The 14,970-nt window shown below is 29.6% G+C and carries 11 protein-coding genes and 1 pseudogene; all 12 read left to right on the forward strand.

Features of this window, described 5'->3' with window-relative positions; translation table 11 throughout:
• Positions 1-11 precede the first annotated feature (11 nt).
• The 12 genes and pseudogenes from FMAG_RS11770 to trmFO all read left to right on the forward strand — a co-directional run bounded on the left by FMAG_RS11770 (position 12) and on the right by trmFO (position 14,957).
• A complete protein-coding gene (locus FMAG_RS11770; protein ID WP_005886988.1) occupies positions 12-785 on the forward strand; it encodes an alkaline phosphatase family protein in 774 nt (257 codons plus the stop codon).
• 14 nt (positions 786-799) lie between these two features.
• Positions 800-1,636 carry an ABC transporter permease gene (locus FMAG_RS11775; RefSeq protein WP_005886989.1) on the forward strand — a complete coding sequence of 279 codons (837 nt, stop codon included), beginning with the start codon at positions 800-802 and terminating at the stop codon, positions 1,634-1,636.
• A 13-nt stretch (positions 1,637-1,649) separates the two neighbouring features.
• On the forward strand, positions 1,650-2,441 hold the full coding sequence (locus FMAG_RS11780; protein ID WP_005886990.1) for an ABC transporter permease: 792 nt from the start codon (positions 1,650-1,652) through the stop codon (positions 2,439-2,441).
• A 3-nt stretch (positions 2,442-2,444) separates the two neighbouring features.
• On the forward strand, positions 2,445-3,449 hold the full coding sequence (locus FMAG_RS11785; protein WP_005886991.1) for an ABC transporter ATP-binding protein: 1,005 nt from the start codon (positions 2,445-2,447) through the stop codon (positions 3,447-3,449).
• A gap of 94 nt (positions 3,450-3,543) precedes the next feature.
• Entirely contained in the window at positions 3,544-4,923 is a 1,380-nt protein-coding gene (locus tag FMAG_RS11790; protein ID WP_005886992.1) for an alkaline phosphatase, read from the forward strand.
• A gap of 19 nt (positions 4,924-4,942) precedes the next feature.
• Positions 4,943-6,094 (forward strand): YibE/F family protein, encoded by a 1,152-nt coding sequence (locus FMAG_RS11795; protein ID WP_005886993.1) that lies wholly within the window; start codon positions 4,943-4,945, stop codon positions 6,092-6,094.
• A 168-nt stretch (positions 6,095-6,262) separates the two neighbouring features.
• Positions 6,263-8,245 (forward strand): excinuclease ABC subunit UvrB, encoded by a 1,983-nt coding sequence (gene uvrB, locus FMAG_RS11800; protein WP_040494238.1) that lies wholly within the window; start codon positions 6,263-6,265, stop codon positions 8,243-8,245.
• Positions 8,246-8,257: 12 nt separating this feature from the next.
• Positions 8,258-9,460 (forward strand): exodeoxyribonuclease VII large subunit, encoded by a 1,203-nt coding sequence (gene xseA, locus FMAG_RS11805; protein ID WP_005886995.1) that lies wholly within the window; start codon positions 8,258-8,260, stop codon positions 9,458-9,460.
• A 48-nt stretch (positions 9,461-9,508) separates the two neighbouring features.
• Positions 9,509-10,207 (forward strand): tetratricopeptide repeat protein, encoded by a 699-nt coding sequence (locus tag FMAG_RS11810; protein ID WP_005886996.1) that lies wholly within the window; start codon positions 9,509-9,511, stop codon positions 10,205-10,207.
• A 22-nt stretch (positions 10,208-10,229) separates the two neighbouring features.
• Positions 10,230-11,291 (forward strand): DNA-processing protein DprA, encoded by a 1,062-nt coding sequence (dprA, locus tag FMAG_RS11815; RefSeq protein ID WP_005886997.1) that lies wholly within the window; start codon positions 10,230-10,232, stop codon positions 11,289-11,291.
• A gap of 61 nt (positions 11,292-11,352) precedes the next feature.
• Positions 11,353-13,633, forward strand: a pseudogene (gene topA / locus FMAG_RS11820) (type I DNA topoisomerase).
• A gap of 10 nt (positions 13,634-13,643) precedes the next feature.
• Positions 13,644-14,957, forward strand: coding sequence for a methylenetetrahydrofolate--tRNA-(uracil(54)-C(5))-methyltransferase (FADH(2)-oxidizing) TrmFO (trmFO, locus tag FMAG_RS11825; RefSeq protein ID WP_005886998.1), 1,314 nt, complete (start codon positions 13,644-13,646; stop codon positions 14,955-14,957).
• The last annotated feature ends 13 nt before the right edge of the window (positions 14,958-14,970 follow it).

Here is a 14,970-nt window from a genome sequence, read left to right on the forward strand (position 1 = left end):
TAGGATATAAGGTGAAAAGATTGAAAAAATTAATATTTGTACTTTTAGATGGATTAAATAATAAACAAAGTAACTTAATGGGGTATATGAATGCTCTTGTAAAATCAGGATTAGCAATAAGAGGAAGGGTATCGTCAGAGATGCCCTCTCTTTCTAGACCATTATATGAAACTCTTTTAACAGGTAAGACTCCTGTTGAGCATGGAGTTGTAAATAACTCTATATCAAGACTATCAAGGGAAGAAAGTATATTTTCATTATGTAGAAAAGCAAATTTAAAAACAGGAGCAGCTGCTTATTATTGGGTAAGTGAACTTTATAATAGTACTCCATTTAATAGAATAGAGGATACATATACAGAAGATTCAGATAAAAATATTCAACATGGAATATTTTATACTTTAGATCATTATCCAGATGAGAATGTATTTTTAGATGGAGAATATATTAGAAGGAAAAGCAATCCAGATTTTTTAATGATTCATTCTATGAATATAGATGATAAAGGACATAAAAATGGTTCGGAAAGTTCTCAATACAGAAATGCGGTAAGAAATGTTGATGGAATACTTTCAAATTTTGTTCCTAGATGGATAGAAGAGGGATATACAATAATAGTAACTTCTGATCATGGAATGAGTTATGATGGAAATCATAGTGGAAGTGCAGAAGAGGAAGCAGAGGTTCCTTTTTGGTTAATAAATAGTAGTGAAATGGTAGAGGCAATTGATCCAATACCACAAGTTAAGATAACAGAGATAATGAGAAAAATTTTAAATATATAAAATTAGGAGAAAAAATGAAACAACATGATAAAGAAAGATTAAAATATGGATTACTTTTATCTCCTTTGGCTATTATAGCTTTTTTAGTTTTAATAGTTCCAATAATTTCAATAGTATTAGGAAGTTTAAAAGAAGATGGGAGTTCAACATATTCATTATATAACTATATGTATATATTAGGAAGTAAGTTTTATAAACAAAGTTTTACAAATAGTATAAAGATATCTTTAATATCTTCAATTTTAGGGATAGTTATATCTTTTCAATTAGCTTATTCAATAAGTAAACTAAATAATAGAATAAAAGATGTTGTTCTTTTATATTCAAATATGATGTCAAACTTTTCAGGATTACCATTGGCTTTTGCTCTGATAGTTATTTTAGGAACAAATGGAGCAATAACTCTTATATTACAAAAAATAGGTATATCAGAGTTTAATATATATGCTCAAGCTGGATTGATACTAGCTTATACATATTTTCAAATTCCACTAGGAACATTATTACTTTATCCAGCTTTAGATGCTTTAAATGAAAGTTGGAAAGAAGCTTGCAGTTTATTAGGGGGAACAAAAAAAGATTTCTGGTTGAGGATAGGATTACCAATATTAAAGTCTTCTATAATAGGGACAACAATAATTCTTTTTACTAATGCAATAGGAGCTTATGCTACTGTTTTTGGGATAATGACATCTAATTATAATGTTATTCCAATTAGAATTGGAGCTTTGATTTCAGGGGATGTTATATTAAAGCCAAACATGGCTTCTGCATTAGCGATAATGTTAATCATAATTATTTCCGTAGTTTTCTTTGTAAATGAGAAATTTATTCAAAGAAGGAAATATTAGTTAGGAGAGAAAAATGACAAATAAGAAACACTATTTTATAGTAGGGATAATATTATTGTTTTTATCAATTCCAGTTTTAGGGACAATATTATATTCATTTAGCTCTAGTTGGGGAGCTACTGTATTACCAGATGGATTGAGTTTAAAATGGTATAACCAACTTTTTTCTGATACAAGATTCATACTTTCGTTACAAAGAAGCTTACTTTTAGCAGTGGTTTCTTTAGTAATAAGCCTTATAGTAATAATTCCATCAATAGTTATATCAGCTTATTATTTTCCAAAAGTTTTAAAAGTAATAGAGCTTTTATCATTACTTCCATTTATGGTTCCAGCAGTTGTTTTAGCAGTAGGGCTTTTAAAAGTTTATTCAGGACTTAATATCACAATATTTGGAATTCCAATTATAATATTGGGAGCATATTTTTCAGTTGCGTTTCCCTTTATATATAGAGGGGTAAAAAATGGATTAGATTCCTTGCATTTACAAAGTTTAGTTGAAACAGTAAATATTTTAGGAGGAACAAATTTAGATGCCTTTAGATTTGTAATTCTACCTAATTTAAAGAAAGGAATAACAAGTTCAGGAATTTTAAGTTTAGCTATACTTTTAGGAGAGTTTATGTATGCGAACCTCTTAATTGGAGGAAGATATGAAACTCTTCAAATTTATTTAAATAGTATGAAAGGAAAAAGTGGACACTTTACAAGTGCAATGGTTAGTTTATTTTTCATTTTCATATTTGTAGTTACATATATTGCGATTAACATGGAAAAAGTTGTAAAAAAAAGAGAGAGGAAATAGATTATGGGATTTGTAGAAATAAAAGATTTGGTAAAGAATTTTGGAGATACCCAAGTTTTAAAAAATATAAATATAAGTATTGAAGAGGGAGAGTTTGTAACATTATTAGGACCTTCAGGTTGTGGAAAAAGTACACTATTAAGATGTTTAGCTGGTCTAAACTCAATAGATGGAGGTAAAATATTTGTAAATGGAAAAGATATCACAGATATGGAGCCAAGAAATAGAGATATAGGAATGGTTTTCCAAAACTATGCACTTTTTCCAAATATGACAGTATGGGAAAATATAGAGTTTGGATTAAAAATAAAAAAAGAGAAAGATTATGAACAAAGAATAAAAGATATGATTGAAATGGTAGGACTTACAGGAAAGGAGAAACATTATCCTTCAGAGTTATCAGGAGGGCAACAGCAAAGAGTAGCCTTTGCAAGATCTTTGATAACTAGACCTACTATACTTCTTTTAGATGAATCACTATCAGCTCTAGATGCTAAAATAAGAAAAAGCTTAAGAGATAGATTAAGACAGATACAAAAAAAATTAGGAATAACAACTATTTTTGTAACTCATGACCAGGAGGAAGCTCTTGCAATCTCAGATAGAATTTTTGTTTTAAATAAAGGGGAAGTATCACAATCAGGAAATCCAGAAGAGATTTACACTAATCCAGCTAATGAATTTATGGTTGACTTTATAGGTAGCTACAATATTTTTAAAGGAGAAGAAGTTGAAAAAGTACTAGGAATAAAGGGAAATAAAGTAGCAGTGAGACCAGAATCTATCTATGTAAGAGAAGAGGGAAGAAATTATAACGAAGAAAATTTCTATACAACTTCAAGTGTAATAAAAGATAGAATTATAATAGGAAGTGTAATAAGATACACAGTTGAAAAAAATGGAGTAGAATTTTTAGTTGATTTATTAAATAGAGGAGAAAATAAAGTCTTTAACATAGGTAGTGAAGTTGAACTGATGTTTATGAAAAAAGAGATAAAAGTATATTAAAATTTACATATTTTTTACATTAAATAAAGGTTAATTTAACATACAAGAGTTAGAATAATTTTGTAAGGAAAATTAAAATACTTGGAGGGATAAAATGTTAAGTAGAAAAAAATTAATGTTAGCAGGAATGACTTTAATGGCAGCAACAAGTTTTGCACAAGCAAAATATGTATTCTATTTTATAGGAGATGGAATGGGAGCTGGGCAAAGACAAATTACTGAAGAGTTTAAAAAGGGAGTATTAAAAAAAGATGGAAAATTATTATTAAACTCTTTACCATTTGCTGGAATAACAACAACATATTCAGCAGATACATTGATAACAGACTCAGCAGCAGCAGGAACAGCTTTAGCTACAGGACATAAAACAAATAATGGATATATAGCTAAAGATGTAAATGGAAATAATCTTCAAACTTTATTAGAAATGGCTCAAGATAAAGGAATGGCAACAGGACTTGTTTCTACAACTAGAATAACTCATGCTACTCCAGCTGTATTTGCAGCTCATAATTTAGATAGAGATGATGAAAATGGAATAGCTGAGGACTATGTAAATAGTAATGTAGATTATTTTGCAGGTGGAGGATACAGACACTTTGTAGGAAAAGATAGTGGCCTTACAAGTAAAAGAAAAGATAACAGAGATTTAGTAAAAGAGTTTGAAGCTAAAGGGTATAAAACATTTATAGGAGAAGATTCTACAAAAGCATTTGAAAAATGGACTCCAAAAGATGGAGAAAAAGTATTTGCAGCCTTTAGAGCTTCACATATGCCATATACAGTAGATGATATAAATGAAAAACTTCCTACTTTAAGTGAAATGACAGAAAAAGGAATTGAGCTATTATCAAAAGATGAAGAAGGATTCTTTATGATGGTAGAGGGAGGAAGAATTGACCACGCTTCTCATGCTCAAGACGTAGTAGGAACAATATATGATACACTAGCTTTTGATGAAGCAATAAAATCAGCTTATGAATTTTACCAAAAACATCCTCAAGAAACACTTATAGTAGTAGCTGCTGACCACGAAACAGGAGGAATGGGATTAGGATTTGGAAATAATTATTTTATGAATCTTGAAGAGTTAAAAGGTGTAAAAGTTTCTATAGAAGATACTTTACAAAAAGCTTATAATGGAAATAGAGATGAGTATTTTAAATATATAGCTAAAAATATGGGATTAAATAATTTAACTGAAAAAGAAAAAGAGAGCATCCTAAAAGCTATGGATTTAGAAGATAGTGAAGCTGACACAACTAACCTTTATGCAGAGTATAGTCCAACAGCTATTACAGTAGCTCATATACTTTCAGAAAGAGCTGGAATGCAATGGACTACATTTGCTCATACAGGAACTCAAGTTCCATTAGCAGCTGTAGGAGCAGATTCAGATAAATTTATAGGATTTAAAGATAATACTGATGTTGCTAAACTAATAGCAGAAAGTATAGGTAAAAAAATAAAATAACCTTAGGGGGATAATTAAGTTGAAAAAAATAGGGATTATTATAGTGATAATCTTCCTAGCCCTTCTAGCTTTTTCTCAGAAGCTAGAAGGGTATATTTTTAAAAGGGAGAGTATTGGAAGAGTATTAGTAGTAGATAATAGTAATGCAATAGTTCAAGGAGTATCTAAAGTAGGTAGTCAAGCTTTAACTGTTGAAGTTCTTACTGGGAAAAATAAAGGGAAAGTTTTAGAGATAAATAATCTATTAAATGGAAGTATGGAATATGATGAATTTTATGAAAAAGATGATAAAGTTCTTATGTATGTAATGGAGAATGATGGAAAATTAGCTGGAAAGGTTTTATCTCTTCTAAGAATTGATAAAATTATAGGATTAGGACTTATATTTATAACTTTATTATTAGTTTATGCTAGGAAAGTAGGATTTCAATCTCTTTTATCTTTTGTAGGAAGTGTAGTTATTATTTGGGAATTTTTGATACCAGCTTTAAAAGAGGGAGAAAATATCTTTTTAATAACAATTATAACTTTAATCCTTTTATCAGCTTTGATTATCTTTTTAGTGGCTGGTTTTACAAGAAAAGGTTTTACAGCTTTTTTAGGAACTATGTCAGGACTTTTTACAACTGCTAGCTTGACATTTTTATTTGGAGATATATTTAGAATAGATGGAATGAGCCAACCTTTTGCTCAAAGTGTTATATTTGCAAGTGCAATGAAGATAGATATTTTAAAAATATTTTATGCTGCTATTGTGATAGGAGCTAGTGGAGCAGCAATGGATATTGCTATGGATATGTCAGCTACAATAGAAGAACTAAAATATCATAATCCAAATCTTAACAGAAGAGAATTAGTAAAATCTGGATTTAATGTAGGAAGGTCAGTTATAGGAACTATGACAACTACACTTTTATTAGCTTATTCAGGTGGATTTTTAACTCTTATGATACTATTTTTAGAAAGAGATATGACACTTTTACAAATCTTAAATATGAAGATGATAACTTCAGAGATTATCAAGATAATCATAGGAAGTATTGGATTAGTTGTAGTAGCACCAATGACAACATATATAGGGGCTTTTATCTATTCATTAGAAGAGAAAAAAATTCTAAGAATAAAAGAGAAGATTTCTTTGAAAAGAGTTGTTAGTACAATAATCAAATAAATTTTTGTTAAAATATAAACAGAATATTTAAAGAGGGACTTTTACTTTACCTTAAAAGTAAGAGTTTCTCTTTTTATTTTTATTGCCATATTTTTAATAAAAGAAAATATAATATATCAAAAAAGTATGTTATAATGAAAGAGGATAATGAAAGATACAGGTGATAAAATGTTTAAACTACACTCGAAATATACTCCTATGGGAGACCAGCCAGAAGCTATAAAAAAAATTGTTGAAAATATAAATGATGGTATAGCTGACCAAGTATTATTAGGGGTAACAGGTTCTGGAAAAACTTTTACTATTGCTAATATTATAAAAGAGACAAATAGACCAGCACTAATATTAGCTCCTAATAAAACCTTAGCAGCTCAATTATATAGTGAATATAAGAGTTTTTTCCCTGAAAATGCTGTAGAGTATTTCGTATCTTATTATGATTATTATCAACCAGAGGCTTATATAGCAGTAACAGATACATATATAGAAAAGGATTCCTCTATAAATGATGAGATAGAGAAATTAAGACAAGCAGCAACGGCAGCTCTTATAAATAGAAGAGATGTAATAATAGTGGCTTCTGTTTCAGCTATCTATGGGTTAGGGTCAGCAGAGACTTATAAAAAGATGACTATTCCAATAGATAGACAAACAGGAATAGGGAGAAAAGAGTTAATTCAAAGACTTATAAGTATAAGATATGAAAGAAATGACTTAGCTTTTGAAAGAGGAAAATTTAGAATAAAAGGTGATGTAATAGATATCTATCCTTCGTATATGGAAACTGGATATAGACTTGAGTTTTGGGATGAGGATTTAGAAGAAATTTCTGAAATAAATACTCTTACTGGACAAAAAATTAGAAAAAATCTAGAGAGAATAATGATATATCCAGCAACTCAATATCTTACTGAAGATGGAGATATAGAGAGAATTATAGCTGAGATACAAAAAGATAAATTAGAAGAAGTAAAAGCTTTTGAAGATAAAGGAAAACTTTTGGAAGCTCAAAGATTGAAACAGAGAACAGAATATGATATAGAGATGATAAGAGAGATAGGATATTGTAAGGGAATAGAAAATTATTCTAGATATCTTTCAGGAAAGAAACCTGGAGAAACTCCAGATACTTTGTTAGAGTATTTTCCAAAAGATTTTGTAACATATATAGATGAATCTCATATATCTATTCCACAAATAAGAGGAATGTATAATGGAGATAGAGCTAGAAAAGAATCTCTTGTAGATAATGGATTTAGACTTAAGGCAGCATTGGACAATAGACCACTTAAGTTTGAGGAATTTAGAAAAATAACTGGACAAACAGTTTTTGTATCAGCTACACCTGGAGATTTTGAGATACAAGAGTCAAATGGAAATATAGCAGAACAACTTATTCGTCCTACAGGAATACTAGACCCAGAAATAGAGGTAAGACCTACTAAAAATCAGGTTGATGATTTAATGGAAGAGATAAGGATAAGAGTAGGAAAAAATCAAAGAGTACTTGTTACAACTCTCACTAAAAAAATGGCAGAAGAGTTAACAGAGTATTATTTAGGTTTTGGACTTAGAGTAAAATATATGCATTCAGATATAGACACTCTTGAAAGAATAGATATAATCAAAGGACTTCGTAAAGGAGAGTTTGATGTACTAGTGGGAATTAACCTTCTTAGAGAGGGATTAGATATACCTGAAGTATCATTAGTAGCAATTCTTGAAGCTGATAAGGAGGGATTTTTAAGAAGTAGACGTTCTCTTGTACAAACAATAGGAAGAGCAGCAAGAAATGTAGAGGGAAGAGTTATACTCTATGGAGATATTATTACTGATTCTATGAAAGAGGCTATTGATGAAACTAATAGAAGAAGAAAGATACAAAATCAATATAATATTGAAAATGGAATAGACCCTAAAACTGTAATTAGAGAGATAAGTGAAGATATAATAAATCTTGATTATGGATTACCAGATGAAGTTGTAAAAGAAAAAGATAAAAAGGTATTCTCATCTAAGGCAGATATAGAGAAAGAGATAGCTAAACTTCAAAAAGAGATTACTAAATTATCTAAGGAATTGGATTTTGAAAAGGCTATTGTAAAAAGAGATGAGATGATAAAATTAAAAAAATTACTGCTAGAGTTTTAGATAAGGAGATTTATGTTTGAAGAGAGAACTTACACAGTAAGTGAATTTAATAGGATGGTAAAAGGATATATAGAGGAAAATCCTAGCTTGAGAGAGTTTTTTTTAGAAGGAGAACTTTCAGGGGTAACTTATTATAAAAGCGGGCATCTATATTTTAATTTAAAAGATAAAGATGCTCAGATAAAGTGTGTAGCTTTTAAATATAAGTTTAAAAGAATAGCTGAAGATTTAAAAGATGGAGATTCAGTAAAACTTTTTGGAGATGTGGGATTTTATGAAAATAGAGGAGATTTTCAAATTTTAGTGAGACATATTGAAAAGAAAAATATGTTGGGGGATATGTTTGCTAAGTTAGAAGAACTAAAAAAAACAATGGAGAGAAAGGGATATTTTTCTTCAATTTATAAAAAGCCTTTACCTAGATACCCAAGAACCATAGGAGTAGTTACAGCTATAACAGGGGCAGCTGTACAAGATATAATAAAAACTGTAAAAAAGAGAGATAATACTATAGATATATATATCTATCCTGCTAAAGTACAGGGAGTAGGAGCTAGTGATGAGATAGTAAGAGGGATAGAGGTATTGAATAAAATTCCAGAGATAGATATGATAATTGCTGGAAGAGGTGGAGGAAGTATAGAAGATTTATGGTCATTTAATGAAGAAAAAACTGCTATGGCTTTCTTCAATTCTAAAAAACCTATTATCTCAGCAGTAGGACATGAGATAGATAATCTTCTTACAGACTTAGTAGCAGATGTGAGGGCAGCTACACCTACTCAAGCTGTAGAGCTTTCAGTGCCAGAGAGAAGAAAAAGTATAGAAAGCTTAGAGGATAGAGAGAGGTATCTGAAAACCCTTATGAAAAATATTTTAGTATCTAAAAGAAAAGAGTTAGAAAGTAGAAAGGAAAACTATTATCTGAAAAACTTTTCTAAAGTAATAGAGGAGAAAAATAATTTATTAATAGAGAGAGAAAATAGGTTACAAAGAGTAATTGAATATTATATGGAGAGTAAAAAAAATCAACTTGAAAATAGGGTACATAGACTTATAACTCTCAATCCGTTAAAGACTTTAGAGAGAGGTTATAGTGTAGTAACTAAAAATGGAGTTGGGGTAAAGAGCGTTTCTCAGTTAACAGCAGGAGATGAGATAAATATTAAAGTAAATGATGGAAATATTATAAGTGAAGTAAAAAAAATAGTTTAATAACTTTTTTAATTTAAAAAATTATAAAAATTAATATAGGAGTGTTTGATGAAAAAAATAATAGGAGTATTTATATTACTTACAAGTTTAGCTTATGGAGAAGGTTTTTTATTTTTTGGAAATAATTCAGAAGAGAGGGAAAAATTAGAAACTCAAAAACAAGAGATGGCATTAAGATGGGAGAAAATAAAAGAGCTAGATAAAAAGATATCTTTTGATAAAGATAAAGAAAATTTAGAGAAAAACTACAAAGAGTATAAAAAAGAGTTTGATATATATATGGAATACCTAAAACAAGATAGTGAAGAGTTATTCAAAGTTGGAGATTACTATTTTAGAGATGGAAGATACGAAAAGGCTTATGAAGTTTTTTTACAAGATAGTACAAACTTAAAAAATGTTTTTGGAGCAGCTACTACAGCAAGATTTTTAAATGAATATGACAGCTCTTTAAAATTGTATACCCAAGCAATAGATATGGCACCAAATTTTTATGAGTCATATTTAGGAAGGGGAATAGTAAATAGAAATATAGGTAATTATTCAGAAGCAATAAATGATTTTAAAAAATATATGGAATATAAAAAAGATGAATCAGTGTATACAGGTCTTGGAGATGTATATATGGTAACTGGAAACTATGAGGAGGCTAAAAAAATATTAGAGGTAGCTAGAAATAGATATCCTAATTCTAAAGTAATAAAAGATATGTTGATTAGAACATATGCAGAATTAAAAAATAACTAATTTACCAGAAGAGGTGGGGGCTTTGGAGTGGTATAGATTAGCAGTAAAAAAATTAAAAGATAGTAGTTTTAGAAGAGTTTTAGAAAAATTTGAAAAGTATGAAGATATTTTTAAATTAGATAAAATTTATCTTAAAAAATATTGTAATTTAGATGAAGAAGATTTAGAAAAAATATATTCTTCAAAAGATGTCAATATTTTAGATGAGTTAAAAAAATTGGAGAAAAATAAGATATCTCTTCTTTTTATAAAGGATAAAGAGTATCCAGAAGAGTTGAAAAATATAACTAAACCACCTATTTTCTTGTACTATCGTGGAGATATTTCACTTTTATCAGGAAAGAGAATAGGAGTAGTTGGAACAAGAAGAGCAACCTCTTATGGAAAAATAGCTTGTGAAAAATTAGTAAGAGAACTAGTAGAAAATGGAGTTACAACAGTTAGTGGTTTAGCAAATGGAATTGATGGAATTTGCCATAAAAAAACTTTAGAATTTCAAGGAAAAACAATTGCTGTAGTAGGAAGTGGATTAGATATAATATATCCCTATGAAAATAGAAAAATATGGGAAGAGATTGGAGAGAAGGGATTGTTATTAAGTGAATATCCAATGGGAACTGAACCTTTTGCTTATAATTTTCCTATGAGAAATAGGATAATAGTTGGGATTTCTCAAGGGATAGTTGTGATAGAAAGTAAAGCCAAGGGCGGAAGTTTAATTACGGCAGAGTTAGCTTTAGAAGAGGGAAGAGAAGTATTTGCTGTTCCAGGAGAGATATTTTCTCCAGCTTCTGAGGGGTGCAATACTCTGATAAAAAATTCAGGAGCAAAATTAGTAACAGATGTTGATGATATATTAGTGGAATTTGGTTGGAATAGGGAGAAAAAATTAAAAGAGGAAAAATTAGATTTGACAGATTATGAAAAAAAAATATACAATACTCTTGTAAAAGAGAAAAATTTAGATGAGATTATAGAGGAAACTTCTATGAAAGCTAGTGAAGTATTATCAATTTTAATGGATTTAGAGGTAAAAAAGATAATAGTTAGTATAGCTGGTGGAAAATATAGAAGAAAATATTAAATATTGATTTTTTTAATATAATCTAGTAGAATAAAACGGGAAAGAAGAAAGAGCAACAGGGGTGAGAAAATTGGCAAAGGCAGTAGAGAAAAAAAACTTAGTAATAGTTGAATCGCCTGCAAAGGCTAAAACCATTGAAAAAATCTTGGGGAAGACATTTCAAGTAGTAGCATCTTTTGGACATGTAAGAGATTTACCAAAAAGTAAATTAGGAGTTGATATAGAAAATAACTTTACACCTTCATACTCTACGATTAAAGGTAAAGGAGAGGTAATTAAAAATTTAAAAGCTTTAGCTAAAAAATCAGATAAAGTATATCTAGCTTCCGACCCTGATAGAGAAGGAGAAGCAATAGCTTGGCATATAGCTCATGCACTGAAATTAGATGAGAATGATGCTAATAGAATAGAGTTTAACGAAATAACTGAGCATGCAATAAAAGATTCTATTACTCATCCTAGAAAAATAGATATGGATAAAGTAAATGCTCAGCAAGCTAGACGTATTTTAGATAGATTAGTGGGATATGGTATAAGTTCATTACTATGGAAAAGCGTTGCTTCTAATACTAGTGCTGGAAGAGTTCAATCAGTTGCACTAAAACTTGTTTGTGATTTAGAGCAGGAGATAAAGAAATTTATTCCAGTAAAATTTTGGGAAGTAAAAGGAGATTTTAGTGATAATTTAAAACTTTCACTCTATAAAGTGGAAAATAAAAAAATAGATAAACTCACAGATGAAGGTATTGTAAAAGAGAATAAAAAAAATAGAAAAGAAAGAGTTTGATATTACAGAAGCGAAGGTCACTAAAAGAACTAAGAACTCTCCTCTTCCATTAAAAACTAGTACATTACAGCAATTAGCTTCATCATATTTAGGTTTTTCAGCTTCAAAAACAATGAGAATAGCTCAGGGATTATATGAAGGAATAGATGTAAATGGAATTCATAAAGGGCTTATTACTTATATGAGAACTGACTCAACAAGAATTTCTGAAGATGCACAAGAAATGGCAAAAAACTATATACTTGAAAACTTTGGAAAAGAGTATTTAGGTGTAAAGAAAGAAAGTAAGAGTAAACAAAAAATTCAGGATGCCCATGAGGCAATTCGTCCAACAGATATTAATCTTGCTCCAGATAGTTTAAGTAATTCATTAGATAAAGATCAACTAAAGCTATATAAATTAATATGGGATAGATTTTTAATCTCTCAATTAGCACCGATGAAATATGAACAATTTGAACTAGTAGCTACTTATGATAAGTTTGATTTTAGAGGAACAATCAATAAAATAATTTTTGATGGATATTATAAAATTTTTAAAGAGGAAGAGGATTTACCACTTGGAGATTTTCCAGATATAAAAGTAGGAGATAAAACTAAATTGGAAAAACTTCATATAAAAGAGGATTTTACAAAACCACCTTCAAGGTTTACAGAATCATCTCTTGTAAAAAAATTAGAAGCTGAAGGGATAGGAAGACCATCTACTTATGCTACTATAATAGAAACATTGAAAAAAAGAGAGTATGTAAAGATAGAGGGAAAAAGTTTTATACCAACAGAATTAGGATTTGAAATCGAAGAATCTTTAGATAAAAACTTTCCTAATATAATGAATGTAAAATTTACAGCTGAAATGGAAAATGAATTAGATGAGATAGCTGATGGAGAAAAGGACTGGGTAAAACTTCTTTCAGATTTTTATAAAGAGTTGAAAGAGTATATAGATAAATTTGCCAAAAAAGTAGAAGAGGAATCTAATCGTATTGTTGAATCAGATGTCCCTTGCTCTTGTGGAAAAGGTAATATGATTTTAAAAACAGGAAGATTTGGAAGATACTTAGCTTGTCCACATGTAGATGAAGAAACAGGATGTCAAGAGAAAATATCTTTAAAAGGAATAGAGATACCTGCTGAAGATATAAAAAATGGAAAAATTTTTGTGAAAAATAAAGTAGAAGAATTGGTAAAAGCTAAGCAAGGAAAACCAACAGATGTAAAAACAGAAAATGGTGATAGATATCTTCTAAAAACAGGAAGGTTTGGAAGTTATTTAGAGAGTGAAAAATACTCTGAAGATAATCTAAGAATGCCATTACCACCGGAGATAAGAAAAGCTCTAGCTAATAATCAAGTTACAGAAAAAGATGGGGTAGTATTAATTAATGCTGATCTATCTAAATTGCTAGCTGAAGATGAAAAAATACTGAAAGAAGCTGGAGTTTGTGAAAAGTGTGGAAGACCATTTAAAATTGGTAGAGGTAGATGGGGAAAATTCTTAGCTTGTACAGGATATCCAGAGTGTAAGAATATTAGAAAAATAGAGAAAAAATAAGGAGTAATTAATGACATATAATAAAGAGGTAGTAGTAGTTGGAGCTGGACTAGCTGGAAGTGAAGCGGCTTATCAATTAGCAAAGAGAGGTATAAAAGTAAAGCTTTATGAGATGAAAAAAATAAAAAAAACAGAAGCTCATAAAAGTGATGATTTTGCAGAGTTAGTTTGTAGTAACTCTCTAGGAGCTGATAATTTAGCTAATGCTTCTGGACTTATGAAAGAGGAGCTTAGAAGATTAGGTTCTTTAGTAATAAAGAGTGCTGATAACAATAGAGTTCCAGCTGGGCAAGCACTTGCTGTAGATAGAGATGGTTTTTCTCAAGAGATAACATCTACACTAAGAAAAATGGAGAATATAGAGATAATAGAAGAAGAGTTGATAGAGATACCAGAGGATAAAATAGTACTTATAGCTTCTGGACCTCTTACATCTGAGGCTCTTTCTAAAAAAATAGGGGAGCTTACTCACAGTGATTATCTATATTTTTATGATGCAGCAGCACCAATAGTTACATTAGAATCTATTAATATGGATATAGCTTATCGTCAATCTCGTTATGGAAAAGGAGAAGGAGAGTATATCAACTGCCCTATGGATAAGGAGCAATACTATGCTTTTTATAATGCTCTTATTACAGCAGAGAGAGCTCCACTTAAAGCCTTTGAAGAGGAGAAAATTTTTGATGCCTGTATGCCAGTTGAAAGAATAGCTATGACAGGAGAAAAAACTTTAGTTTTTGGTCCATTAAAACCTAAAGGACTTATAAATCCTAAAACTGATAAGATGGACTATGCTGTAGTTCAACTTAGGCAAGATGACAAAGAGGGAAAACTATATAATATAGTAGGATTTCAAACAAACTTAAAATGGGGAGAGCAAAAAAGAGTATTTTCTATGATACCAGGACTTGAAAATGCTGAGTTTATAAGATATGGTGTTATGCATAGAAATACTTTTATAAATTCTACTCAGCTATTAGATGAAACATTAAAATTAAAGACAAAAGATAATATTTATTTTGCTGGACAGATTACAGGTAGTGAAGGGTATGTTTCTTCAGTGGCAACAGGAATGATGGCAGCTATAAATATAGCTCATAGATTGGAAGAAAAATCTTCATTTATATTAGATGATAGAAGTGCAATAGGAGCAATGGTAAAATATATTACTGAAGAGAAGAAAAATTTTCAACCTATGGGACCAAATTTTGGAATAATTAGAAGTTTGGATGAAAGAATAAGAGATAAAAAAGAAAGATATAATAAAATTTCTAACATAGCTTTAGAGTATTTAGATACAAAATTAGATGAGATAAAATAGTTTATCTATTAAA

This window comes from Fusobacterium mortiferum ATCC 9817, from assembly GCF_000158195.2.
GTDB classification, from domain to species: domain Bacteria; phylum Fusobacteriota; class Fusobacteriia; order Fusobacteriales; family Fusobacteriaceae; genus Fusobacterium_A; species Fusobacterium_A mortiferum.